A 26,311-nucleotide genomic window follows, 5' to 3' on the forward strand; every position below is an offset into this window, starting at 1 on the left:
TATCTAACCATCAATGAGTGAACCACTTCGCCACATGATACAGCGTCAATAATTTGCTGAGCTGCTCAGGAATGGCATCAAGCGCTAAGCTTGGGTAATCATGCTTATAGCTGATCAGCAATGCCACAAACGCACTGTCGCAGCGACTGACAGAATTTAACGACAACAGGCTAGGCGCCTCATTTTTAAACGCCGTACGAATCACACGATCATACTCAGGAATGGTGAATTTATTAAACTCGCCAATCAATTGATAAACGCCTTGTCCTGTCGCTTTCAAGCAGTCACTCATGTTGATGTCCTATTTATTTTTTTGCGCTAAGGTTTCAATCATACCATCAATGCCTTTAGCATTCACCAATTCACGGATTTCCGTACGATAGCTCGTCACAATGCTCACGCCTTCAATGGAAACATCATACACCAACCATTTACCGCCAGATTTGATCATTGAATAGTTCACAGCTACAGGTTTATGGCTTGATGATGTGATTTCTGAACGCACTGTCACTTCATTTTTGTTTTTCGCATTTGGTGGCAATGGGAATACATTGACTTTATCATCGGTGTATTCAAGCAATGCGCTACCGTAAGCATTGATCAACAATTTTTTAAATTCATTCATAAAGCGATCACGCTGAGCAGGCGTTGCATCACGCCAAGCACGACCCATCACCCATTGTGACATGGTGTTAAAATCAAAATATGGCACCGCCATTTTTTCAATAAAACCATACAAACGTTTTGGATTCTGCTTTAAGGCAGTTTCCTCTTTTTTCAAGGCATTGATCAATTGTGCAGAGGCTTTTTCAATGGTCTGCTCTGGCGTATCAGCTGCATACACCATTGAACACATCGAAACCACCACCATCAGTGCCACAGACTTCAATAATTTTACAAGTTTCATACACTTCTTCCTATGGTTAATAAAAACTGTTGTGTCCCATCTATCATTCTAACATTATAGAATGATCACTTCAGGCTCTAAACAAATACCAAATGCCGCCTCAACGGCTTGCATCACTTTTACACTGTGTGCATAGAGCGCTTGCCCTGTTGCACCGCCTAAATTCACTAAAATGAGGGCTTGCTTTTCATACATGCCCACATTGTTTGCATATTGCCCTTTAAATCCTAAACGATCGATGAGCTGACCTGCGGACAATTTACATTGTTCTCCATAAGGATAGATCACCAAATCTGGATATTGTGCTTTTAATGCCTCAGCTTTCGCAAGATCCACCACAGGGTTCTTAAAAAAGCTGCCAGCACTGCCAAGCTCACTCACTTCAGGCAATTTCGAGCGACGCACCGCAATCACTGCATTAAAGATATCAAGCGATGCCGGTTCATCAATCCCATGTGCATGTAAATGTGCTTGTAAGGCAGGATAAAAGCGCTCATAGACATGCGGTGATTTAGATAAACGAAAATCCACACTCACAATTAAACGATCTTTCAAAGCAGATTTAAAAATGCTGTCTCGATACGCAAAAGCACATTCATCGTTGCCATAGGCTTCAAAGCATTGCGTATTTAAGTTGTACACATGGACACGCTCAATGAATTGACATGCCTCAATGCCATAAGCTCCAATGTTTTGCACAGGCGTCGCGCCCACTTGCCCGGGAATATAGGCCAAGCATTCTAATCCATGCCAACCTTCAGACAAAGTATGCGCCACAAAAGGATGCCAAGGCTCACCTGCATACGCTTTGACTAAAACTGACGCATCATTCTCTTCAATGATCTCAATGCCGCGCATACAATTATGCACCACAGTGCCTACATAATCTTCGGTGAACAATACATTACTACCACCGCCTAAATAAAACAGCGGCGTTTTTAAGTCGCTCAATCCTGCTAAATCATCTAGCACATCAATGCGATAATAATGAGCCGCTTGAGCTGCAATGCCAAACGTGTTCACATTGACTAAATTAAAATTGTGCTCAATCATACCATCTACTTTTTTGAGAGACGCTCTAGCGCCGTTTGTGCTTCCGTCACATTTGCTTTGGCCGCTTTTTGATACCAAGCTTTGGCTTCCTCAAGATTTATCACCTCAGGATACTCTTCAAAAATGCGGCCTAAATTATATTGTGCATTACTGTCATTTTTTTGTGCCGCCTCGCCATACCAATAAATGGCACGCTCTAAATCTTTATCCACACCAATGCCACGCTCAAAGGCACGCGCCACACAATTTTGCGCTTCAATGTTGCCCGCTTCTGCGGCGGATCGGTAGTAATCATAAGCACGGCGATTGTCTTTTTCAACCCCAAAGCCATGTTCATACAGATGGCCTAATGCCACTTCCGCAAGTGGAAATTGATTATTGGCCGCCTTTTGATACCAAAATTGCGCCGTTTCATAATCTTGCTTTGTGCCTAAACCCTCTTCATACATGTAGCCGAGTTTATATTGAGCGCTCGGTAAATCTTCATTCGCCGCACGCTGAAAGAGCAACAATGCTTCGCTGATGCGGTTGCGATCATTCTCTTGAAGATACAAATTACCTAAACGCTCATATGCTAGAGGGAAATTCTCATCGGCAGCATTTTGATAATATTTTAAGGCTTGGTTTAAATCCACCGGCACACCTAAACCCACTTCATACATATAGGCCAAACCATAATCGGCAATGGGGTTGCGCTGAAACTCAGTCGCTTTAATGAACCAATCACGTGCCTTTTGATAATGCTGATCCGATGGCGTCGGATGATCTAAATAATGGTTAAACAGATAGATGTTGGCATTTTCTGAACCATGAAGCGCCGCACGCTCATAATGATCAAACGCTTTTGTCGCATCCTTAGGCAAACGAATGCCTTGATCGTACATGATGGCCAATAACTCATTCGCCCTTGGTTGATTGTCTTTCGCTAAACGATTTAAAATCCCAAGGCCTCTGGCAATTTCTGACGGATCATTGCTGGCAAGCATCACTTCTGCTTCATCGATCCACTCATCATCACTTAAACTGACGTCTAAAACATCAATCTCATCGATGACTAAATGAGTGGCCATCGGCATTTCTGACAAAGGCGCATCATTGGCCTTTGTCAAAACAATATCGGACAAATAGTCCTGCTCACCGCCATCATTGTGCAGCGTCATGTAGAGGAAAAAACCAGCAATCCCCGCATACGCCCCAATCAATAAAGTGCTATTTCGCATATTACTCTGTCAAAAATGGGACTTGATACACGTCGATCTGACTTTGATCATACAAGCCCTGCATGAATAAAAGGGTTTCGGCATTGGCCATATCAGAACGCAAATATTGGCCAATCAAGGTCAATTCTTCTTCTGTGTAATCAGAGAGTTTACCAGGCTCAATGTTATTGACAATCACGCCATCGACATGATCATTGATGCTCAATGCCACAAAGGCCGCCGGATAAGTTCTCGCCACCGAAAAACCTTGTTCAAGCACGGCGGCAATTTCAGGATCGTTGTTTGCCGCTTCATTGATGTTCACCGCAGATAAATCTGTATAGTTTTTCACCGTAACATCATGTTTTGCCGCCACATCAGCCAATGATTGACCTTCTGCCAATTCAATATTGATGGCATCAATCAAGCCACGGGCTTTTTTCTCAGCTTCAGAGCGCACCAATGCTGTTTCAATCTGTGGTTTTGCTTCATCAAAGGTCAAAGGACGCGCGGCTTCATACGCTTGTACGCGCACAATGCGAATTTCACCATTGTCTGCTTGATAGGCTTCAGAGTTTTTACCGCCCACCAATTGCATCTCTTGACTGATCATGTCAAAGGTTGCTTGATCTTTCAGCGCACCCGTTTTTTCCGTCAAACTCAACCAATCTGTTTCAACAGGCGTTGTATTAAACGCTTGCGCCAATAGATCTAAACTCTCTGCATTTTTTTCTGCCACTTCTTGAAAGCGCTGTTCATACTCAGCCTTCATGGCAGCTTCTTTGCTCTGTTTAACTGCTGCAGTGGCTTTTGCAGTCAATGCCTCATCACTTAAGGCATCATCGCCATCGATCGCCAATAAACGCACCACATGTACAGCATTGTCCGTCACAACTGGGGCAGAATACGGCGCATCCATGGTCAAACCAAAGAGTGCCGTTTCAATGCCTTGTGTGCCATTGATGCGTAAATTGCCTGTTTGATAATATAAACCTTCAGGGTTTTGCTCAATTTCGGCTTTTGCTTCCTCAAAAGATAGATTGCCCGCTTTTAATGCATCGCTGATGGCGGTCAAAGCTGCGAGTGCTGCTTGCTTTTCATCTTCTGTACTGAATTGAATGATCAATTGATCAGAATTACGGCTCTCTGTCGCTTTTTGCTTTTCTAAAATTTCAGCTTTTTTAGCGGCCACTTCTTCAGTGGTGACTGTGATCTCGTCATTGGTCAATTCAGGCAATGTCACATAAGCAATTTTCACACGCGGTTCTGTGGAAAATTCATGTTTATGGCTCTCATAATAGGCCGCTAACATCTCATCGGTCACAATTGCATCTTTCACAAAGCGCGCAAGCGGCACAGAGATGACAGATAAATCACGTTTTTCACGATCAATTTTTGCAAATGCTTCGATGCTCTCTTGTGGCACAATCACAGAGTCAGAAATCGCGCGGATCAACAATTGCGTGGTCATATCACGGCGCAATAAATTTTCCCACTGCTCTGCCGTTAAGCCTTGTTGTTGTAAATAATATTGATAGCGCTGTTTACTGAATTGTCCATTCTCTTGTAAAAATGGCATTTTATGGATGGCATCGCGCACCGCTTCATTCGATGCCATGATGCCCATTTTTTCTGTGGCTTGCTGCATCACTTGCTCTTGAATGAGCCCGTTTAATACATTCTTCTTCACCATCAAAGCCGCCGCACCTTCTGGTGTGACGCCGCCTTGCTCACGCAAATGATTCATATACGCCTGCGTTAAGACACTTGTGGAAATTTTTTCACCATTCACTTTCGCAACGGCAGGATCGCCAAGGCTGCCCATCATGCTTGAGCCACCAAAGCCCAAAAATGAGATGCCAATCCCTAGAAATAAAAACTTAGCAAATTTACTCGTCGCTCGTTCGCGAATATACTGCATCATAATGGTTATTTTCCTAAAATATCATCGATGGATCATTTAAACTTCGCAATTCTACCAAACCTCAGGTTTGAATCAAACTCATTTATCGGAAACGGTCATAGAGATCAGCATTGACCTCGCCCACCACCGAGCTGAGCCATTCATCATCTAAGCGTTCTAATTGCTTGTGGGTATCTTTTAGAGTGCGATCTTGATTGAGGGCTTGTGATAATACCGCCATTTGTAGCGCTAAGCGCGCTTCACGCTCTTCTGCCCTTGCCGGAATCTCCAGCATAATTTCACGCAGCAACACCAAACGCAGCGCCACTTGATCACGTTCAGTGGATAAAGCCTCTAAACGCAATTGCGCAGTGCGCTGACCAGCTAAAATACTCAATAACGTTTGTACGCGTTTTTTCAACATCGGATGTTGCACATTGCGCACAGGCTCAATCTCAAACGGTAAACCGAACAATGCTGCCGTTTCTAATGCACCAATCATTTCGGCCGTTTTTAACAATTCTGCGCGCTTTTGTGCGTGCAAATCCGCCATGCGAGTCTTTTGTGCCTGCTCAATCGCCGCAATTGCGGATTTAAAGGCGCGTTCTAATGATGAGTGCTCAGCCTTTGGCACACGCCCTACTTTTTGCCATTCAGCTTTGACTTGATCAAGTTCATGTGCTGTCGATAATGTCTCTAAACGCGCTAAAATCTCGCGCTTTTTCGCCACATTGCGCTGCGCTTCACGTGTTTGCGTACTCATTTGTGCATCACGTGCTGCAAAAATTTGATCATTGACAAGGCGCATCATTTTCCAAATATGATTTTCCTCTTGATTCGTGACACGCACTGTTGGCGTAAAATCGCGATTAAAGGCTTTAGCCTGCGCCACCGCTTTTACAATATCACCTTGAGACAATAATGCATTTAACTCAGCAATCATCCCTTCTCTGCGCGCTTTCTCCGCGGCACGCTCTGCATCAATCGCTTGCTCTAAAGGCGCAATGATGGCACGCATTTGTTTTTCTAATTGCTGTTTATCACGATGTAAAAAGAGCGGCGCACCATAACTCAACACGCCATCTGTCGAATATTGATTCAAATAGCGATGCCACTCTTTAAAAAACTGCTGGCGCATTGTCATCAATTGATCCCAGTTCGGGGCTTGCCAATCAATGCCATCGATCCATGTTTGTAGGGCGCTTAACAAGCCTTCCGCCTCTGTGCGATAAATGGCACGCGCTGCTTGATCTTTGTCGCGCATTTTCATCACATTTTGATGAATTTGATGGCACGCTTTCTCAAAGCGCTGATGCAAACTTCGCGGCACATGAGTAATGCCCACTTGCGCCGCTTGCCACTGCGTGCGTAAAGCTTTTAAACGCGCCCCTAAATCACTTGTTTCACTCCTTAACAAGGTTTCTGCTTCGTCACACAACGCCGATAACGCTTGATGCGTGCGCCAGCGCACCACATCTAATTGTGCATGCATCGGTTCTGTCAAACTTTTCAACTCTGCACGATATTGTTCTGCGCGGCGTGACGATGAAGCTGTTTGTAATTTTTCTAACAGACTCTCTTCTAAATGTGCTGCAGCTTGCAACTCACCGGATGCCATCAATTGTTCTAATGCCACAAGCGCATTGTCCATATATGCCCAATCTAATGTGACTTCTACCACTTTTTGAACGTCAGGCTGTGCTTTCATCACAGGTTCAACAACAATCGCCGCTTTATTGTTAAGTTCATGCAATTGCATAATTTTATTGTGTAATGTCACCTGGAGCTGCTGCATTTCTGTGCGTTCTTTTAAAGAGAACACATCATCTTTCATCAATACATCAAGCTGTTTGATGGATTGCTTTAAGTGATCAACGTCATCGCACTCCATGCTTTCTGCCACGATCTGTTTCCATGCATTCAATTGCGTTCTGCGTTGTTCATTCATCGCTTGATGGCGCGCTAAATACGCATTACGAAACGCTTGATGCGCATCCCCAAGGGATAAAGCTTGCCATGCAGCATCTAAATCACTCAATTGATTGAGGGCCGCTAATGGCTCAGATTCTGCCAAGGCTTGATAATCACGCAATAATTCAGCTTGTTTAGCTGCGCGCATTTGTGCGGTTTCAAGCGCTTGAATGCGATTTTTAAGGGCAACGGTACGTTGTTTATCTTTGCCTAAATTTTGTTGTAAAAATTGCTTTAATGTGGCGATGTCATCCATGGCTTCAATTTCATCAACACTCAAAGCATAGTTTTGCTCAATCAGATGCGTGGCCTCTTCTTTGGCAATCACATATTGCATGAGTGCGGGCTTTAAAGAGACATCCTCACACGCCATCAATAAACGCGCCACCGGAAAATCACGGCACACCGTGTGCGTCATAAAGTGATGAATACCTTCAGCGCCATTTGCTAACGTAAAACGACGACAAATCTCTTTTAAGAGTACAGATTGCGCCTCTGCATTCGGCTCTTGTAAAAAAAGTGTGTAGAGCTCAACAATCCCCTCAATTTTCGTAAATGCATACATACGTACATCACAAGATGGGTCAGATTGCGCCATCGATAAGATGATGCTTTCGGCTAAGGCTTCTGTTTGTAATGCGTGCTGCCTTACTTTTGGATTTTTATGCTGCCATTTTGGTTTAAAAAAACTCAACATCGCCATCAATCGCTCTCTTTTCTAGTCAGTAGATTTAAATTATCAATATCCGCCACCGAAAAAATTGCCAAATAGCGATTGCGAAACGGTTGGTAATATTCCGCCATTTGCATGGTCGTCGGTGTCATTTTATCTAAATACACAATGATGCGGCCATTCGGCGCAAAGGCTTTAAAACGCTCAAACTCCAGGTCATGATCGATCACCACCAAAGGTTCTGCTAAGCGTCCTAAAAAGTGATATTGCCCCATATAACGACCATTATTGGCCACCACATAGCCATTGTTCTGATACCAACTGATGCGCTCTGAAGCTGGCAGCACATCATAAAAATCGCGGGCGTTTCGGATCACGCCAAAATTAAAGGCAAGCGTCAATGCCACACTCGTCAAAGCAAGTGTCATCAAACGTGTCTCTTTGGCAAAAATGAGCAACATTACACTGAAAATCAATAAACCCACGCCCCACATTGGGGAAATCGTGGAGAGCCATTCAATGGCATGTGTGTCTGAAACAAATTTACGGGCATATGGAAAACTCATCAAAATGAGCCCCATAATGGCAATCACCGCTGCCACTAACGCCACATCCTTGCGGCGATTAATAGTGCCTTGATATGCGCGCGCAACCAACAAGCAAAATGCAGGATACAGCGGGATCAATGGCACAATGGAAGTTTTCATGGTGATCAACACCACAAACAGCGACGAGCACAACCATGCCACACAGAATTTAAACGCAGCCTCTTGTTTATTCACCGCTGCAAATGAACGATAAAGTGGCAACCAAAATACCCAAGGAAAAAGCATGATCACTAGGGATAAAAAGGTCATGCCAAAAGGCATCGGGTCATTGATTTGTGCCAATAAACGGGATAAGCCAAGAATATTGCTCAATGATAAAAACGGATAATGGTGTTTGACACCATAGCCCCACACCCAAAAGATGGCAAATGCACTGATGACGGCACATGCACCATAAAGCGCGCCTTTACCATAATGTTTTAACCAAAGCGGCATCACCAGAAGTACAGGCAATGCATAAATTAAAAATGCCACACCCGTGACAAAAAAACCGAGCAATAAAGCAAACGCAACGCCTAGCCACCAAATGGCGGAATATTGCCATGCTCGAATCAAAAAATTAATGTAAAGCAAGAGAAAAAATGCCACAAAGATTTGCTCAATGTGAGCGGTGGCAAAGACTGACCACATCAAACTGCCAATTAAAATGAGCGGTGCATTTGCCCGCACTTTTGGCAGTTGTGGCCACAGTTGTTTACCCGCCAACGCCGTTAAAAACAGCGTGCCTAAACTGAAAATCGCCGCTAAAAAACGGATGGAGAACTCACTGACACCAAACAGTGACCAAATGAGCATCTCAAGCCAATGAACAAGGAGATAGGACTCTTCCACCACTTGTCCATTTAAGGTGGGTATCCAGTATTGACCCGATACCCACATTTCCCATGTGACTGCTGCGGTGCCCAATTCTTGGTAAGGCAATAGTGGCCGACAAAACCATGCGGTAATCACTAAGGCGAGCCAAATGCCAATCCAATTGAACGCTTGTTTGCGTGTGATCTTAGGCGTCTGCAGCATACAATGGCTTTATTGACATCTTTTACAAATGCCGTAGATCGTCACTTTCGCTTCTTGGAACAAATAGCCAAAGTTTTTTGCGATCTCTTCACTCTTCACACGAAACTCTTCTTTGTGAAACTCATCGACATAACCGCACTTAACGCACACAATGTGGCTGTGCTGATCACCATTGTCTAATTCAAACACCGATTGGCCACCATCAAAGAAATGGCGTTGCACTAAACCGGCTTGTTCAAATTGCGTCAATACGCGATAAACCGTGGCTAAACCGACTTCTTCACCCGATTCATTCAAACGTTGGTAAATCTCTTCTGCACTTAAATGATCTTCTGAGGATGCTGACACTAAAATGTTTAAAATTTTAAGCCTTGGTAGGGTAACTTTTAAACCAGCATTTTTTAATTCTTCTGAACCCATATATTCCGCCTATCCATAAAATTATCAACAATGATTAATTATAACACCAAATATTAATTTATTTCATTCATGCATGATTTTCTCGCGATCACATCAAAAGCATGATCAATTAGACTTTTATTTATTGTCGAAAACGAGTACTATGTGCGCATTTTTTGATTACTTGGAGTTTATATAATGCAGCTTGGCACCCCGCTGTCTCAATACTTGATCGAAGAGCAGCGTCTCTACCCTGAAGCCACCGGCTCTTTCACTCTACTGATGAATGACATTGCCCTAGCCTGTAAAACCATCTCAGCTGCTGTGCGCAAAGGCGCATTGGTGGATGTCTTAGGCAATGCAGAAACTGATAACTGTCAAGGCGAACAACAAAAGAAATTAGACATCATCGCCAATGACTTATTCATTAAAAACAACATCTGGCGCGGTCACATCTCTGCAATGGCCAGCGAAGAGATGGAAGAAGTTTTCCCCATCCCTGAAGATAAACCTCGTGGCAAATATTTACTCGTGTTTGATCCATTAGATGGTTCAAGCAACATTGATGTAGATGGTCCAATTGGCACCATTTTCTCCATCATGCGTTCTGATAAAGAACATCCAACAGAAGAAGATTTCTTACAAGAAGGCGTCAAACAAGTGTGTGCAGGTTACTGCTTGTATGGCCCTGCCACCATGATTGTGATCTCAATTGGCCACGGTACACACGCCTTTACACTAGATCCAGACATTGGTGAATTCATTTTAACCCATAAAGACATTCAAATTCCGGCAACCTCTGCTGAATATTCCATCAACCATGCTAACCGATTGAAATGGGAAAAACCCATGCTTCAATACGTACAAGATCGCGAAGCGGGCGTCGATGGCAAAAAAGGCAAGCGCTATACAATGCGTTGGGTCGGTGCTATGGTGATGGACGTGCATCGCATTTTAATGCGCGGCGGCATGTTTGCTTACCCAATTGATGAAGGCATTCGCGCAAAAGGCGGTCGTTTACGCTTAATGTATGAGGCGAACCCCATTTCATTTTTAGTGGAACAAGCAGGCGGCATTGCCACCACAGGTTATGAACGTATTTTAGACATCAAACCGTCTAAATTGCATCAACGCATTCCTGTGATCATCGGCTCAAAAGAGGAAGTGACAGACATTTTAGACTATCACAAAGCCTTCGCTGCAGAACATGACCTTAAATTTACCCACGAATGCAAACTCTATAAGTAACGATTTGCCTAACAAATAGTTAACTTTTAGCAAGATTTTGTGAGTATTTTTATCGTATAATGACAAAGTTTTTATAAACAACTTGGAATGAGAATAGATATTTATGGCAACTTATAGCACAAACGAATTTAAAGGCGGTTTAAAGATCATGCTCGATAATGACCCTTGCAGCATTATCGAAAATGAAATGGTAAAACCTGGTAAAGGTCAAGCATTTAACCGTGTGCGTTTAAAAAACCTCAAAACAGGTCGCGTGATTGAAAAAACATTCAAATCTGGCGACACAGTTGAAGCGGCTGACGTAATGGACATGGACATGCAGTACTTGTATGAAGATGGCGAATTCTGGCACTTCATGAACCCTGAGTCTTTTGAACAAGTGAGCGCATCTGCCGCTGCTGTAAGCGATGTTAAAAAATGGTTAAAAGAACAAGATCTTTGTGTGGTGACCCTTTGGAATGGCGTACCGATTTCCATCACACCACCTAACTTTGTTGAATTGAAAGTTGTAGAAACTGACCCAGGTTTAAAAGGTGATACAGCGGGCACAGGCGGCAAACCTGCGACGTTAGAAACAGGCGCTGTTGTGCGTGTACCACTTTTCATCCAAATTGATGAAATTGTTAAGATTGATACGCGCACAGGCGATTATGTCTCTCGCGTAAAATAATCTTTTCTTTGTCAATATATTATAAGTAAATCGGAGAATGTGATGAGTGATAATAACAATGTCGATCTCAAAAGACGACGTGTTCTGACGCTAGCAACGTCAGCCGTAGGCGGTGCAGGAGCTATGTTCTTAGCCTACCCTTTCATTGCTTCGTGGATGCCTAGCGAAAAAGCAAAAAACGCTGGTGCGCCTGTTGAAGTGGACCTATCTAAATTAAAGCCAGGTGAATTACTGCGCGTGGAATGGCAAGGGAAACCTGTTTGGATTTTAAACAGAACACCTGAAATGCTCTCTTTATTAGAGAAAATTCCTGCCAGCGAATTGGTGGACCCTGAGTCAAATATGGATCAACAACCAAGCTATGCAAAAAATGCATGGCGCTCTGAGAAAAAAGAGGTATTGGTGTTGGTGGGTATTTGTACTCATTTAGGCTGTTCCCCAACCTATCGCCCGAACGTGGTACCGGCTGAAAATTGGGTCGGTGGCTTCTTCTGCCCATGTCACGGTTCGAAATTTGACTTAGCTGGTCGCGTGTATAAAAACGTACCTGCGCCCACTAATCTCATCGTCCCTAACTACCAATTCTTAGAAGGCAATCGCCTCTTGATTGGTAAAGATAAGGAGAGCGCATAATGGCATTTAAAGAAAACAGTTCACAGCGCGGCATTGTTGGCTGGATCGATAACCGTTTACCGGTTGTCGAAGCCACTCGCAAACACATGACCGAATATTACGCACCGAAAAACTTCAACTTCTTGTATGTGTTCGGTGTGTTGTCGATGGTGGTTTTAGTGAACCAAATCATCACTGGTATTTGGCTTGTGATGCATTACATTCCCGATGCCACTTTAAGCGAAACAGGCATGCCGATTGCCTTTGCTTCCGTAGAAACTGCCATCATGCGTGATGTGGATTGGATGTGGCTGATACGCTACATGCATGAAGTGGGCGCATCGATGTTCTTCGTGGTGGTCTACATCCACATGTTCCGTGGTTTAATGTATGGATCTTTCCGTAAACCACGTGAGCTTGTGTGGATCTTCGGTATGTTCATTTACTTACTCTTGATGGCTGAAGCCTTCATTGGTTACGTATTACCGTATGGTCAAATGTCCTTCTGGGGCGCGCAAGTGATCATCTCATTGTTTGGTGCGATCCCTTATGTGGGCGACACTTTACTTGAGTTCATTCGCGGTGACTTCGTCATTTCAGCGGCAACTGTGTCTCGCTTCTTTGCCCTTCACGTGATTGCATTGCCACTCGTGTTGGTTTTCTTAGTGATTGGTCACATCTTAGCCCTTCACCATGTGGGTTCAAACAACCCAGATGGCATCGAAATCAAAGATCATTTAGATGAAAATGGTAAGCCTTTAGACGGCATCCCATTCCACCCTTACTACTCTGTGCATGACACATTTGCAGTGGGCATCTTCTTAATCATCTTTGCTTTGATCGTGTTCTATGCGCCAGAAATGGGTGGTTATTTCTTAGAAAAACCAAACTTTGATCCAGCAAACCCATTGGCAACACCATCACACATTGCACCGGTTTGGTACTTCACGCCATTTTACTCCATCTTACGTGCGATCCCATCATGGTTCGGTACGCAAATCTGGGGTGTGATTGGCATGGGCGGCGCGATTGCAGTACTCTTTGTTCTACCTTGGTTAGACAGAAGTCCTGTGAAATCAATTCGCTATAAAGGTCCATTGACTAAAATTCTTTTAACACTCTTTGTGATCTGCTTCTTAGTATTGGGTTACTTAGGTGTTGTGGAAGCAACTGCAGGTAGAACATTGGTGGCAAGACTTTGTACGGTTTATTATTTCGCTTTCTTCTTATTGATGCCAATTTGGAGCAAGCTTGATAAAACCAAACCAGTACCAACAAGGGTGACAATGAAATGAAAAAATTAAAAATTTTATTAATGTCAATCTCATTGATGTCAGCAGCTTCTGCAACGACTTTACCACCAGTTGAGATTGATGTAACAGATCAAGTATCTTTACAAAATGGTGCTGAGCTCTTCATGCAATACTGCCACGGTTGTCACTCATTAGAGTTTCAACGCTATAACGTGACAGGCCGTGACATTGGCATGGCCGATGACAATGCAGTCAAAGATAAACTCATTCATACAGGCAGCTTCTCCACCCGTGAAAATGAGTATCAGCCAACGAAAGTGGGCGATTTAATGAAATCCTCCATGAATCGTAATGACTCAAACTTATGGTTTGGTAAAGCGCCACCGGATTTATCCACCATCGTGCGTGCACGTACGGGTGATCCAAATGGCTCGATTGAACCACGTAAAAATGGTGCGGACTATATTTATCACTATTTGAACTCATTCTATTTAGATGATACGCGTCCCATTGGCGTGAACAACATCGCCTTCCCAAGCGTGGGTATGCCACATGTGTTGGCAGAACTTCAAGGGGAAACCAAAGCCGTCTTTGAAGAGCGCTTGCCAGAAGGTTGTAAGGTTGCCGATGAGAATGAATGTAAACCTGAGACTGTGGTGATTGACACTGAAGTCATCACACCCGGAAAAATGACGCCTGAAGAGTATCGTGCGGCGACTCGTGACATTGTGAACTTCTTGTCCTATGTTTCAGAGCCTGCGCAAATCAAGCGTGCTCAATACGGGCCATGGGTCATTCTCTTCTTAGTGATCTTTACAGCTTGTGCCTATTTCATGAATAGAGAATACTGGAAAGATGTAAAATAAGCAGTATAAAGTGGGCTATCCTTTGGATAGCCCATTGTTTTTATTTTGTTTGAGGTAAAGGAATAAAATGTCTACACGTCGTTCAGGCTTTACGCTTTATCAAGAAAATCCTTCATTAGATGCGGATCGTATCGCGATTACATTATTAGAAAAAAATATACTCAGCGATTCAGTCTATGTTGACATCAGCAATCCGCCCGAAGAGTTATTAGATATTAACCCACAATTAATTCTCCCAACTTTAGAAACAAAAGAAGTCACCCTCTATTACCCTGGCATTGTCTTAGAATTTTTAGACGAACGCTTCCCTCATCCACCCTTGTTGCCCCATGATCCCATCAATCGTGGTAAATTCCGTTTGATTTTAAAGCGCGTGCTCAATGAATGGTATCCACTACTTGAAAAAGTGCTCAAAAAAGGCGAAGCTGATAAGAAATCCATGAAAGCGATTCATGATCTATTATTGCGCTATAACCCATTATTTGAGGGTTTTATCTATTTTCAAAGCAATGATTTTAGTATCATAGATGCATCGCTCGCGCCCTTCTTCTGGCATTTGCAAGCCTTTGACATTGCCATTCCAGAAAAAGCGCCTGCAATCATTGAATACAACAGCAACATTCTCGCCCGCGAGAGTGTGATTCATCATTACAAATCAAAGGGGTAATTCACCATGATGACTTCAAATAAGCCTTATATCATCCGTGCATTTTATGATTGGATTGTGGACAACGGTGTCACACCCTACATTGCGGTTGATGCCACATTGCCTTATGTTGAAGTCCCTGAGGATTACATGACAGAAGGTAAAATTATTTTAAACATCGAGCCTTCTGCCACCCCAAATTTGGTGCTTGGCAATGAATGGATCACGTTTTCTGCCCGCTTTGGCGGTGTGCCGATGGAAATTAATGTCCCCATTGGCGCTGTGATTGCCATTTATGCCCGTGAAAATGGTCATGGCATTGAATTTCAGCCAGAACCTTTGTTAGATGATCCATTCCCAGTGGAAGCAGAAAAAGCCTCGCCATTTGCCGTCATTGCCAATGAAGAGAGCGAGAAACCTGCTAAAAAATCCGCAGCTAAAAAAGCAACGGGTAAAAAACCCACTAAAAAGCCTTCATTGACCATCGTTGAATGATTCAAACCCAATAAAAAAGCCTGTTTTCACAGGCTTTTTCTTCATCTGATGAATGATTCAACCATTATTTTTTACTGTTGAACATTTCTAAAGATTTTAAGATCTCTTTTTCAGCATCTTCTTTTGTGCCAAAACCATCTAATTTAACCCATTTGCCTTTTTCTAAACCTTTGTAGTTTTGGAAGAAGAACTCGATTTGTTTCACCAATAATTCTGGTAAATCATCGATGGATTGAATGTTGTCATACATTGGGCACAATTTAGACACTGGCACTGCCACTAATTTAGCATCACCGCCAGATTCATCTGTCATGTTCAACACGCCTAAAGGACGTGCACGCACAACACAGCCGTGGATTAATGGAAATGGTGTCACAACCAATACGTCTAACGCATCGCCATCATCACATAATGTTTGTGGAATGTAACCGTAGTTTGCAGGATAACGCATGTTTGTGCCCACAAAGCGATCAACCCATACTAAATCATCTTCGATCTCATATTTCACAGGATCAGATTCAGCAGGGATTTCGATGATACAGTTAAAATCTTCAGTGATTTTGTTTAAATCTTTTGCAGCCGGAATAGAATTAAAGCTCATTTTTGACCTCTAGTTGTGTGATGAACATCTAAAACGCGCTATTATACCCGTTTATATCCTCGACTTCCATGCACCTAAAGGCACAAAATGTACACTCGTTTGATTCTTTTGCTCCCTGGCCCCGTCAATTACGCACAATTGAACCTCTCTTTGAATAAGAATGATTACATCATCGCGGTAGATGGTGGCATTGAACATGTCAAAGCGCTCGATGTTACGCCAAATTTATGGGTGGGCGATTTTGACTCTTGCCAAAGCGAAGATCAAGCCATCTATCAGCATCTTAATAAAGAGACACATCCGACGGACAAAGATTATTTAGATACAGAACTTGCCCTTTCAAAAGCTGAATCGCTGAACATCACAGAGTGCATTTTAATTGGCGGCATCGGTGGATTGCTTGATCATCAAATGGGCTTATTTATGCTGCCCTGCGCGCATAAGGATCTCCATTTCATTCATACAGATGGCCACACAAAGCTTTATTCCCTCAATCATGCTTGCACGCTTGCGATTGCCCAAGAACATTATCAGCGCTTGAGCATTGTGCCCATCACGACACTACAATCAGTGACCACAAGCGGTGTTAAATGGCCATTAACGAACGCCACATTGCCCGTAGGCTTTGGGCGCTCCCTTAGCAATCAAATCACAGATTTTGTGGTCAATTACACACAAACCGATGGCATTGGATGGATCATTCTTTCTTAATTGCCGCTGTGAAATTGAATTTCGATATATAACAATGTATATTACGATCTGTTTAGATTCCTAACTGTGGAGTAATACGCATGAAAAAACATTTAATTGCCACAACGTTAATCGCTTCATTCTTCACTTTAGCCTCTGCTGAAGAAATCATGGTGTCAGCGGCTGCAAGCTTAACAAATGCCTTTACAGACATCGCTAAAAACTACGAAAAAGCGCACCCTGAAGATAAAGTGATGCTCAACTTTGCAGGTTCTGGTGCATTATTACAACAAATGGAAAATGGCGCACCTGTGGACATCTTTGCCTCAGCTGACCAAGTGACCATGGATAAAGCCATTGAGAAGAAATTGGTGAAAGCCGACACTCGCAAAACCTTTGTCCAAAATACATTGGTGGTGATTGTCAGCACAGACAGCAAATTAGATCCTAAAAATTTAGAAGATTTAACCAAAGCAGATGTGACGAAAATCGCCCTTGCAAACCCTGCAAGCGTGCCAGTTGGCCGTTACACTAAAAATGTGTTAGAAGCCGCTAAATTATGGCAAACACTTGAGCCTAAATTCATTGAAACTGAAAGCGTGCGCCAATCGCTTGCGTATGTGGCACAAAATGAAACAGACACAGGCTTTGTGTATGGCACCGATGCTGCAGTCCTCAAAAAAGAGGTGCGCGTTGCCTTCACAGTGCCCACAGAACAACCGATCACTTACCCAATTGCTTTAACCACAGATAGCAAAAAAGGCAGCGACCGTTTCTATGACTATATCTTTAATGCAGACAGCCAAAAGATTTTAGAAGATTACGGATTCACGAAGCCTGAATGATCGATTCAATTTATCCAATTTTAATCCTAACGCTTAAGGTGGCAGGTTTTGCCACGTTAATCGGCTCCCTATTAGGCATTTTAATTGGATATTTCCTAGCTCGGGCAAACTTTTGGGGTAAAAATCTACTCGACACCATCCTTACCCTACCGATGGTTTTACCTCCGACAGTGCTCGGCTATTACCTCTTAACAGTCATTGGCCAGAAAAGCATGTTTGGCCAATGGTTGTCTTCAACGTTTGGCATTCGCTTAATCTTCACTTGGCAAGCTGCCGTGATCGCCGCAACCATTGTGGCATTCCCATTGATTTTAAAGCCTGCACGCGCTGCTTTTGAAGATGTCAACCGCGAATATGAACAAGCCGCAAGCATGCTTGGGGTCTCTAAAATTGCCATCTTTTTTCGCATCACTTTGCCGCTCGCTTGGCGCGGTGTGCTTTCAGGTGTTTTATTGGCGTTTGCCCGCGCCCTCGGCGAATTTGGCGCAACCTTAATGGTGGCCGGTGCCACACAAAAGACGCAAACCCTTTCAATCGCCATTTATCGTGCCTATAACTCCTTTGATTATGATACCGCGAACTATTTAGTGCTCATCACATCGATTGTGTGTATCTGTATTTTAATGACGGCAACGTTCCTTAACCCTCGCAAACCAAGATTGTAGGGGCGCTATGAACATTAATCTATCCATCCATAAAACATTAACCGCCTATAAACGCACCTTTGTGCTTGATGTTGAGTATCAAACTGAGGCGGAACGCTTAGTGATCATTGGGGCATCGGGTTCTGGGAAAAGCGTTTTATTAAAAACCATTGCAGGGCTCATTACGCCAGATGCGGGTAAAATCGTGTTGCAAGATCGTGTTTTGTTTGATGCCGATAACAAAATCAACCTCAAACCCCAAGAACGCAAACTTGCTTATCTCTTTCAGAGTTATGCCCTATTTCCACATTTAAATGTGGCACAAAACATCAGCTTTGCACTGCATCAATCCATTTTCAATGGCCGCAAACACCATGTACCGCCAGAAGTCCAATATTGGCTTGAGCTCTTTCATTTAGAAGGCATTCAGTTTCAATATCCCGATGAAATCTCAGGCGGACAAAAGCAGCGCGTTGCCCTTGCTCGCGCGTTGATTGTCAATCCGATGGCCATTTTGTTAGATGAGCCATTCTCTGCCCTTGACACCAATTTGCGTGGCATCATGCGTAAAGAGCTCAGCGACATTCAAGCAGATTTACAGATTCCGATGATCCTCATCACTCATGATCGAGAAGATGCCAAAGCCTTTGGCGATGCGGTCATTGAGATTGAAAATGGTCAGATTTTGAAAACATCTTAAACAGGATGCTTTTAAAGTGCGCCCATAACTCATACAATAGCGCATTGATTACCATTTTAGCTTGAGCATGAATCAACTCATCATCATTACACTCATCGGCATTGGCGGCGGTTTAGGTGCGATTTTACGGCATTTGAGCGGTGTTGCCATTGTGCGGATTTGGCCACATGCTTTTCCTCTGGCAACTTTCTCCATCAATCTTTTAGGGGCATTGTTGATTGGTGTATTGATGGCGATGCTCACAGCTAAAACAGCGCAATCCTCTTTACTCAAATATTTCTTCATCACAGGATTATGCGGTGGCTACACCACTTTTTCCACATTCTCCCTCGAAAATTGGCAGCTCATTGAAGCCGGTAAATTTGGCACTGCCCTCCTTTACAGCATGAGCAGCCTGATTTTAAGCTTAGGCTGCGTCTTTGTGGGACTTTATGTGGGCAAATCCCTCTCTTAAAAAGCAATCATCATGAAAAAACCTTTTCCCGATACCCTTTTAAATCGCATTCGCATTGTTATGGTGCGCACCTCTCACTCAGGCAACATTGGCGCAGCAGCGCGTGCAATGCGCGTGATGGGTTTATACCATTTAACTTTAGTGGATCCTAAACACTTCCCAAGCCAAGAAGCCACAGCACTTGCCAGCGGCGCTGTCGATGTATTAGAGCAAGCCGTCGTTGTGCCGACATTAGAAGAAGCCTTAAAAGATTGCCATGTGGCTTATGCCACCACAGCGCGCCCGCGTTACATTTCATCGAAACTCTACACTGTCGAAGAAGCTGCCATTGAAGCTGTGCGTGACATTCAAGTGGCGGATGATCAACAGATTGCCTTTGTCTTTGGCACAGAACGCACAGGCCTCACCAATGAAGAGATCGAACTTTGCCAACGCATGATGACGATTCCCACTGAAAATCGCTACAACTCACTCAACATTGCCTCAGCCATTCAAGTGGTGTGTTATGAGCTCCATAAGGCCCATAAAACAGCGTTAGAAATTCCGATGATCACTGAGCAGTTTGACCTTGATCCTTTAGCGAATGGCGAGATGCGCGAAGGGTTTTATCAACATTTAGAAGAGGTCTTGTGCCAAACTGAATTTTTAGACCCCAATGAACCGAAAAACATCATGAAAAAAGTGCGTAACCTCTTTCAAAAACGCGATTTAACTGAACCTGAAATCCATTTATTGCGCGGCATTCTCACCGCCATTAACCGCAAAATTGAGGGCTAAACATGTTCAAACACATGAAAGAAGACATTCAAACCATTCACTATAAAGATCCTGCCGCGCGCAATACCTTAGAAGTATTGCTTGCCTATCCCGGCTTATGGGCTGTGTGGGGGCATCGCATTTCCCATTTCTTATGGCATCATCACTGTAAGCTATTAGCACGTTGGTTATCGACTGTGACGCGTTTTTTAACGGGCATTGAGATTCATCCGGGTGCGAAAATTGGTCGTCGCTTTTTCATTGATCACGGCATGGGTGTTGTGATTGGTGAAACCACAGAGATTGGCAATGATTGTACCCTCTATCATGGTGTGACATTAGGCGGCACGAGCCTCAATGAAGGTAAACGCCATCCAACCCTTGGCAATAATGTGATCATTGGCGCAGGCGCTAAAATTTTGGGGCCCATTACCCTTGGGGACAATGCTAAAGTGGGCTCTAACTCTGTGGTGACCAAACCCATCCCAGAAAATACCACCGCTGTTGGCATTCCTGCGCGCATTGTGAAGCAAAATACGCTTTCAACGGAGATTGCAAGCAAACTCTTTACCGCTTATGGTGTTGATGCTGTAACGCCTGATCCTGAAGCCACAGCGATTAATTTACTCCTTGATCACATTCAATCATTGGATCAAAGTTTAAAAAACATCTGTAAAGAGCTCGCTGCCCAAGACATCCACATTTGCACCCAAGTGCCTAAATTAGATGATCAAGAACTTGAGAATTTAGAAGCCTTTACGCAAAACCAAGCACCTAAAGATTCTACGCAATAACCATTGAGCCATAAAAAAAGGACTGCTAAGCAGTCCTTTTTCAATCAATGCGTCAACATTATTTATTTTTATGCGCACGTTTTGCTGCCGTACGTAAACGAAGGGCATTTAATTTAATGAAACCTGCCGCATCTTTTTGATCGTATGCACCGGCATCATCTTCAAATGTTGCGATGTTTTCATCAAATAAAGACGCTTCAGATTTACGACCCACAACGATCACATTGCCTTTGTAGAGTTTTAAGCGCACAACGCCAGAAACATGTTCTTGGGATTTATCAATCGCCGCTTGTAACATTTCACGCTCAGGGCTCCACCAGTAACCGTTATAGATTAAAGATGCATAACGAGGCATCAATTCATCTTTCAAGTGCGCCGCTTCACGATCTAAAGTGATGGATTCAATCGCACGGTGTGCTTTTAAAATCACAGTCCCTGCTGGTGTTTCATAGCAACCACGAGCTTTCATGCCCACATAGCGGTTTTCAACGATGTCCACGCGGCCAATGCCGTTCGCGCCTGCGATTTTGTTCAATTCAGCCATCACAGTTGCCGGTGATTTCTCAACGCCATCAATCGCCACAACGTCACCTTTTTCAAAGGTCAATTCGATGTAAGTGGGTTCATTCGGTGCTTCTTCAGGAGAAACTGTCCAGCGCCACATGTCAACTTCTGGCTCATTCCATGGGTTTTCTAATGCCAAACCTTCATAAGAGATGTGCAATAAGTTTGCATCCATTGAGTATGGAGATTTTTTACCACCACGATCAATCTGAATGTTATTTTTTTCTGCATAATCGAGCAATTTTTCACGAGACATCAAATCCCATTCGCGCCAAGGCGCAATCACTTTCACGTCTGGTTTTAATGCATAAGCGCCCAATTCAAAACGCACTTGGTCGTTCCCTTTACCCGTTGCACCATGAGAGATGGCATCGGCATTGGTTTCATTGGCGATCTCAATTAAACGCTTAGCGATCAATGGACGCGCAATGGACGTCCCTAATAAATATTCACCTTCATAGATGGTGTTCGCGCGGAACATTGGGAAGATGAAATCACGGGCAAATTCTTCACGCAAGTCATCAATGTAGATCTCTTTCACGCCTAAAGCTTGAGCTTTTGCGCGTGCAGGTTCCACTTCTTCGCCTTGACCTAAATCTGCTGTGAAGGTGACCACTTCACAATCATACTCATCTTGTAACCATTTTAAGATTACAGATGTATCTAAACCGCCTGAATAGGCGAGAACAACTTTGTTCACTTTACTCATTAAACTCTCCTTGTGTATTAGTCATGACTGCCTTTGATTTGGCACAGCGATTCCAACTCTGGAATGCTTTGCTTATTTGAAATGAAAAAGATCATGTGGTCATTTTCTTCAATGATGGAATTCTTATGGGAGACGATCACCTGCTGATTGCGAATGATGCCCGCAAGCGTAATGCCATCGGGCCAATCGATCTCTTCAACCACTTTACCAATGATGCGAGAGGTGTCTGGCGTACCGTGTGCCACAATCTCAAACGCTTCTAAATCACCGGTGCCAAGTGAGTACAACTGAATCACATCACCCTTACGAATGTACGTCAATAATACACCTAAAGTCACTTGTTGCGGAGAGAAGGCGATGTCAATATTTGACTCATTTTCCACCAAATCCACAAAGGCACTGCGATTGATTAACGTAATGACGCGTTTAGCCCCTAAGCGTTTAGCGAGCATGCTCGATAAAATATTGGTTTGCTCATCTTCCGTCACCGCGCAATACACATCGATCTGATCAATGTTTTCATCGTACAGTAACGCTTCATCGGTGCAATCACCATTGAGCACCAATGCATTTTTCAAATGGGACGTTAAGCGCGCGGCGTTTGCTTTATCAATTTCGATGATTTTCACGCGTAGATCATCTTCTAATGCACTCGCAAGACGATAACCAATGTTTCCGCCGCCTGCGATCATCACTTTTTTGGCAATTTTTGTCGAAGGGCGAATCTCAGCCATCACTAAACGGGCATGTTTTTGTGGGCATAAATAATAAACTTCATCCCCCACTTCAATGACGCTTTCTCCGGTGATCTCTAAAGGCTCATCTTTACGGAAAATCGCCACGATGCGCACATCAATGTCAGGCAAATGGGAAGGCAAATCCTTAATCGGTAAACCCACTAAGCGCCCGCCCTCTTCTGCTTGAGCCGCGACAATCAACACACGCCCACGATCAAAGCGCAGCACTTGCTGAGCACCCGGTAAATTGATAATGTTTTTTAAACGTTCTTTCACTAAAATCTCAGGGCTGATGATCACGTCAATGTTGAACGCTTTTTCTAATTCATGGCCAAAGATGTCTGCATATTCAATGTAAGATTGAGAACGAATGCGCGCAATTTTTAAACGCACATCAAACAGTGTGTGTGACAACTGGCATGCGATCATGTTCACTTCATCGCTTGAGGTCACGGCAATGACAATGTCCGCCTCTTTTGCACCGGCCTCATCGAGCACATGTGGCAATGAGGCATTGCCCACCACTGTGCGAATGTCGTAGCGTTCTTGTAGATTCGCTAAAATGTTCGAGTCAACATCGACAATCGTCACCTCATGTTTCGCCTCTTGCGAAAGAATATTGGCAGCGTTAGAACCGACCTGTCCTGCACCTAAAATCAGTATTTTCATGGAAAGACACAAACAATTATAAAAACAAAGCAGATCATTGTATGGAGTTCATAGGGAGTTTTCAACAGCTAATTAAAATAAGCCCTAAATGGCGCAAAATTCAGTACAATGAATGATCAATGAATAGTATAATGAATTTGCTGGATATTTTTTAATAATTTAAATGATATAAGGAGTGAACGATGGGTGCAGAAGTGATGTTTTTCATTTTAGGTGGCATTGCCGGTGTTGTGATCGGCTATTTCGTGGCCCGCTCTGGCGTGTCTGCAAACAATGAAGTGATTGATAAACTCAAAGCCGAACTTGAGGGTGTCAAAGAAAAACTGAAAACCCAAACGGAACATTTCACAGAAAGTGAAAATTTATTGCACCGTTTAGGCACAGATTTAAAAGATTTATATCAACACATGAGCAAAAATGAGATCTCGACCTTAAAAGAGAAATTTAAAGGTCTTGTGATTGATGCTGACGCAAAAGTTGATGAGATTTCCCACAAAGCAAAAGAAGCGGGCAACAAAGTGAAAGATGCCGTTGAGCATGCCCATGAAACGGCCAAAGAAGAAGTCGCTGCCGCTAAAGAAAAGTCTGAAGATGTGAAAAAAGCTGCACAAGATAAGATCGAGCAAGCACAAGTTGCCATCGATGACGCTCAAAAGGATGCCAAAGCCCATGCTGAACAAACCATCGAGCAGGCAAAAGAGAAAGCCTCTGACGTAAAAGATGCCGCAAAAGATGCCACACAGACGGCAAAAGAGCACATCTTTGATGCCAAAGACGCGGTGGTTGAAACGGCCCACGATGCCAAAGACAAAGTGAAAGATGCGGTCAAATAACCCATTGATCACCTCCACAAGATCCAGTGCATTGCACTGGATCATTTTTTATTTCCCATTGACTGAACACAACCATGCAACTCACACAACAAACGGATTACGCCTTTAAAACTATGATTTATGTGGCGAGCTACCCAGATCGACTCGTCAACATCAGTGAGATTGCCAACTACTACACCATCTCCCGAAGCCACTTAACTAAAGTGATTGCCAAACTCAATAAGCAGGGTTATTTAACCAGCATCCGCGGCAATCAAGGCGGCTTAAAATTAGGACAGAATCCTCTGAACATTAACCTTGGTCAGTTGGTGCGGGATTTTGAAGATTTCCCTCTCATTGAGTGCTTTTCGAGTACCAATCAATGCCAAGTGACGCCACAATGTCGCATTAAACGCATCATGCAAGATGCCCTCAAAAGCTTTTTACAAGTGCTCGATGGCTACTGCTTAGCGGACATCATCAGCAATCCTGCCCTCATTGGCTTGGTGCGCGGCGAATAAAGGTTTTATATATTAAACAAAATATGTATAATTAATAATAATTGTTTAAGGAGACAGTGCTATGATCAATATGGCCTATGTGAAAAAAGTCATCAAAGATAAAGGTTTAACCTTACAGAATGTGGCAGACCACTGCGACATGACCAAGGGTTATTTAAGCCAGTTACTCAATAATAAAGTGCAAAACCCAAGCGCCACAAAGCTCAATGCCCTGTATCAATACCTCAACATTAACCCACAAACAGAAGACAAAACTGTGGGTTTAATCTTTGGGGCATTTTACCCATTGCACACAGGGCATGTTTACCTCATTCAGCGCGCCATCAGTCAATTAGATGAACTGCACATCATTTTACGCTACAACGAAGCGCGCGATTTACAGACCTTTAAAGACAGTGCCATGAGTCGCCAACCCTCTTTAAAAGATCGCTTGCGCTGGTTACTGCAAACCTTTAAGTACCAAAAAAATATTCACATCCATTACATTGATGAAGAAAACCTCACTCAATCCATGGATGATCAAATTAAATGGGCACATAAAGTCGATGAGTTTTTGCAATCCCACAATATTGACCCAAATGTCATCTATAGCAGTGAAACCCGTGATGTGGATTTTTACCAAAAACATTTAGGGTTGCCCACTAAAATCATTGATCCTGAACGCACCTTTATGAACATTTGCAGCGAAGACATTCGTCGCTCGCCCCTACATCATTGGGAATACATCCCCACAGAAGTGCGCCCATTTTTTGTCAAAACCATTGCCATTTTAGGCGGTGAATCAAGTGGTAAAAGCACGATGGTCAATAAATTGGCCAACATGTTCAACACCACAAGCGCATGGGAATATGGGCGTGAATATGTGTTTAAACATTTAGGCGGCGATGAACGTGCCTTACAATTTTCGGACTATGACAAAATTGCCTTAGGTCATGCGCAATACATTGATTTTGCCGTCAAACATGCCAATAAGATCGCCTTTATTGATACAGACTTCATCACCACACAAGCCTTTTGTATGAAGTATGAAGGTAAATCGAATCCATTTGTACAAGCGATGATCGACACCTATCGTTTTGATTTAGTGATTTTATTGGAAAATAATACGCCCTGGGTGGCCGATGGCCTACGCCATTTAGGCTCAAATCATGTGCGCAAAGAGTTTCAGTGCTTACTCAAGTCATTACTTGCGGAAAATAATGTGCCCTATGTCGAGATCACCTCAGATCAATACGATGAGCGCTATTTACAATGCATTGATTTAGTGGATGGATTATTGAAAAACTCACTGTAAG

At 43.4% G+C, this 26,311-nt stretch carries 28 protein-coding genes; 17 read left to right on the forward strand and 11 right to left on the reverse strand.

The annotated features are described in order from the left end of the window. Positions 1-10: 10 nt before the first annotated feature. The 8 genes from B143_RS0103035 to fur all read right to left on the reverse strand — a co-directional run bounded on the left by B143_RS0103035 (position 11) and on the right by fur (position 9,751). Positions 11-292: an STAS domain-containing protein gene (locus B143_RS0103035; RefSeq protein ID WP_018122156.1), complete on the reverse strand. Its 282-nt coding sequence runs from the start codon at positions 290-292 to the stop codon at positions 11-13. Between the two features lie 9 nt (positions 293-301). Next, positions 302-907 carry an MlaC/ttg2D family ABC transporter substrate-binding protein gene (locus B143_RS0103040; protein WP_008314613.1) on the reverse strand — a complete coding sequence of 202 codons (606 nt, stop codon included), beginning with the start codon at positions 905-907 and terminating at the stop codon, positions 302-304. Between the two features lie 54 nt (positions 908-961). Further along, complete coding sequence (gene murB, locus B143_RS0103045) at positions 962-1,960, reverse strand: UDP-N-acetylmuramate dehydrogenase (protein WP_018122157.1); 999 nt, start codon at positions 1,958-1,960, stop codon at positions 962-964. Positions 1,961-1,965: 5 nt separating this feature from the next. Next, complete coding sequence (locus tag B143_RS0103050; protein ID WP_018122158.1) at positions 1,966-3,180, reverse strand: SEL1-like repeat protein; 1,215 nt, start codon at positions 3,178-3,180, stop codon at positions 1,966-1,968. Position 3,181: 1 nt separating this feature from the next. Next, positions 3,182-5,083 carry a SurA N-terminal domain-containing protein gene (locus B143_RS0103055; protein WP_018122159.1) on the reverse strand — a complete coding sequence of 634 codons (1,902 nt, stop codon included), beginning with the start codon at positions 5,081-5,083 and terminating at the stop codon, positions 3,182-3,184. 82 nt (positions 5,084-5,165) lie between these two features. Beyond that, the gene (locus B143_RS0103060; RefSeq protein ID WP_018122160.1) at positions 5,166-7,736 is read right to left on the reverse strand and encodes a DUF349 domain-containing protein; all 2,571 of its coding nucleotides are present in this window, start codon (positions 7,734-7,736) and stop codon (positions 5,166-5,168) included. Beyond that, the gene (locus B143_RS0103065; RefSeq protein WP_018122161.1) at positions 7,736-9,331 is read right to left on the reverse strand and encodes an ArnT family glycosyltransferase; all 1,596 of its coding nucleotides are present in this window, start codon (positions 9,329-9,331) and stop codon (positions 7,736-7,738) included. Before B143_RS0103065 ends, B143_RS0103060 begins: the two co-directional genes overlap by 1 nt. Before the next feature lie 9 nt (positions 9,332-9,340). Continuing rightward, on the reverse strand, positions 9,341-9,751 hold the full coding sequence (fur, locus tag B143_RS0103070) for a ferric iron uptake transcriptional regulator (protein WP_008314607.1): 411 nt from the start codon (positions 9,749-9,751) through the stop codon (positions 9,341-9,343). Between the two features lie 177 nt (positions 9,752-9,928). Here fur and B143_RS0103075 point away from each other — a divergent pair, with 177 nt between their 5' ends. The 7 genes from B143_RS0103075 (at position 9,929) to B143_RS0103105 (ending at position 15,520) form a co-directional block, all read left to right on the forward strand. Then, positions 9,929-10,978 carry a class 1 fructose-bisphosphatase gene (locus B143_RS0103075; protein ID WP_018122162.1) on the forward strand — a complete coding sequence of 350 codons (1,050 nt, stop codon included), beginning with the start codon at positions 9,929-9,931 and terminating at the stop codon, positions 10,976-10,978. 103 nt (positions 10,979-11,081) lie between these two features. Further along, complete coding sequence (efp, locus tag B143_RS0103080; RefSeq protein WP_008314605.1) at positions 11,082-11,648, forward strand: elongation factor P; 567 nt, start codon at positions 11,082-11,084, stop codon at positions 11,646-11,648. A 42-nt stretch (positions 11,649-11,690) separates the two neighbouring features. Next, a complete protein-coding gene (gene petA / locus B143_RS0103085; RefSeq protein WP_026165685.1) occupies positions 11,691-12,281 on the forward strand; it encodes a ubiquinol-cytochrome c reductase iron-sulfur subunit in 591 nt (196 codons plus the stop codon). Next, the gene (locus tag B143_RS0103090; RefSeq protein WP_018122163.1) at positions 12,281-13,555 is read left to right on the forward strand and encodes a cytochrome b; all 1,275 of its coding nucleotides are present in this window, start codon (positions 12,281-12,283) and stop codon (positions 13,553-13,555) included. The genes petA and B143_RS0103090 overlap by 1 nt, the downstream gene beginning before the upstream one ends. Next, positions 13,552-14,379, forward strand: coding sequence for a cytochrome c1 (locus B143_RS0103095; protein WP_008314602.1), 828 nt, complete (start codon positions 13,552-13,554; stop codon positions 14,377-14,379). The genes B143_RS0103090 and B143_RS0103095 overlap by 4 nt, the downstream gene beginning before the upstream one ends. 67 nt (positions 14,380-14,446) lie before the next feature. After that, positions 14,447-15,046 (forward strand): glutathione binding-like protein, encoded by a 600-nt coding sequence (locus tag B143_RS0103100; protein WP_008314601.1) that lies wholly within the window; start codon positions 14,447-14,449, stop codon positions 15,044-15,046. Between the two features lie 6 nt (positions 15,047-15,052). Further along, entirely contained in the window at positions 15,053-15,520 is a 468-nt protein-coding gene (locus tag B143_RS0103105) for a ClpXP protease specificity-enhancing factor (protein WP_018122164.1), read from the forward strand. A 64-nt stretch (positions 15,521-15,584) separates the two neighbouring features. Here the strand turns inward: B143_RS0103105 and ppa are convergent, their stop codons facing one another. Further along, positions 15,585-16,121 (reverse strand): inorganic diphosphatase, encoded by a 537-nt coding sequence (ppa, locus tag B143_RS0103110; protein ID WP_008314599.1) that lies wholly within the window; start codon positions 16,119-16,121, stop codon positions 15,585-15,587. 87 nt (positions 16,122-16,208) lie between these two features. Here ppa and B143_RS0103115 point away from each other — a divergent pair, with 87 nt between their 5' ends. From B143_RS0103115 to cysE, 7 genes are all read left to right on the forward strand, one after another. Further along, the gene (locus B143_RS0103115) at positions 16,209-16,832 is read left to right on the forward strand and encodes a thiamine diphosphokinase (RefSeq protein WP_018122165.1); all 624 of its coding nucleotides are present in this window, start codon (positions 16,209-16,211) and stop codon (positions 16,830-16,832) included. Between the two features lie 80 nt (positions 16,833-16,912). After that, complete coding sequence (gene modA / locus B143_RS0103120) at positions 16,913-17,656, forward strand: molybdate ABC transporter substrate-binding protein (protein ID WP_018122166.1); 744 nt, start codon at positions 16,913-16,915, stop codon at positions 17,654-17,656. Next, positions 17,653-18,321 carry a molybdate ABC transporter permease subunit gene (modB, locus tag B143_RS0103125; protein ID WP_018122167.1) on the forward strand — a complete coding sequence of 223 codons (669 nt, stop codon included), beginning with the start codon at positions 17,653-17,655 and terminating at the stop codon, positions 18,319-18,321. The genes modA and modB overlap by 4 nt, the downstream gene beginning before the upstream one ends. Positions 18,322-18,328: 7 nt before the next feature. Beyond that, on the forward strand, positions 18,329-19,000 hold the full coding sequence (locus B143_RS0103130) for an ATP-binding cassette domain-containing protein (protein WP_018122168.1): 672 nt from the start codon (positions 18,329-18,331) through the stop codon (positions 18,998-19,000). A gap of 67 nt (positions 19,001-19,067) precedes the next feature. After that, on the forward strand, positions 19,068-19,454 hold the full coding sequence (gene crcB / locus B143_RS0103135; RefSeq protein ID WP_018122169.1) for a fluoride efflux transporter CrcB: 387 nt from the start codon (positions 19,068-19,070) through the stop codon (positions 19,452-19,454). Positions 19,455-19,466: 12 nt separating this feature from the next. Next, entirely contained in the window at positions 19,467-20,231 is a 765-nt protein-coding gene (locus tag B143_RS0103140; protein WP_018122170.1) for an RNA methyltransferase, read from the forward strand. A gap of 2 nt (positions 20,232-20,233) precedes the next feature. Next, positions 20,234-21,004: a serine O-acetyltransferase gene (gene cysE, locus B143_RS0103145; protein ID WP_018122171.1), complete on the forward strand. Its 771-nt coding sequence runs from the start codon at positions 20,234-20,236 to the stop codon at positions 21,002-21,004. 58 nt (positions 21,005-21,062) lie between these two features. Here cysE and B143_RS0103150 read toward each other — a convergent pair whose 3' ends face one another. Further along, positions 21,063-22,277, reverse strand: a complete 1,215-nt coding sequence (locus B143_RS0103150; protein ID WP_008314590.1) for an argininosuccinate synthase — start codon at positions 22,275-22,277, stop codon at positions 21,063-21,065. Positions 22,278-22,294: 17 nt separating this feature from the next. After that, positions 22,295-23,683, reverse strand: coding sequence for a Trk system potassium transporter TrkA (trkA, locus tag B143_RS0103155; protein WP_018122172.1), 1,389 nt, complete (start codon positions 23,681-23,683; stop codon positions 22,295-22,297). A gap of 182 nt (positions 23,684-23,865) precedes the next feature. On the opposite strand from trkA, the gene B143_RS0103160 reads away from it, so the two are divergent. The 3 genes from B143_RS0103160 (at position 23,866) to nadR (ending at position 26,310) form a co-directional block, all read left to right on the forward strand. After that, on the forward strand, positions 23,866-24,516 hold the full coding sequence (locus tag B143_RS0103160; protein WP_018122173.1) for a ZapG family protein: 651 nt from the start codon (positions 23,866-23,868) through the stop codon (positions 24,514-24,516). Between the two features lie 74 nt (positions 24,517-24,590). Then, a complete protein-coding gene (locus tag B143_RS0103165) occupies positions 24,591-25,016 on the forward strand; it encodes an Rrf2 family transcriptional regulator (RefSeq protein WP_008314586.1) in 426 nt (141 codons plus the stop codon). A gap of 61 nt (positions 25,017-25,077) precedes the next feature. Next, a complete protein-coding gene (gene nadR / locus B143_RS0103170; protein ID WP_018122174.1) occupies positions 25,078-26,310 on the forward strand; it encodes a multifunctional transcriptional regulator/nicotinamide-nucleotide adenylyltransferase/ribosylnicotinamide kinase NadR in 1,233 nt (410 codons plus the stop codon). Position 26,311: the final 1 nt, after the last annotated feature.

Source organism: Wohlfahrtiimonas chitiniclastica DSM 18708, assembly GCF_000375345.1.
Taxonomy (GTDB): Bacteria; Pseudomonadota; Gammaproteobacteria; order Cardiobacteriales; family Wohlfahrtiimonadaceae; genus Wohlfahrtiimonas; species Wohlfahrtiimonas chitiniclastica.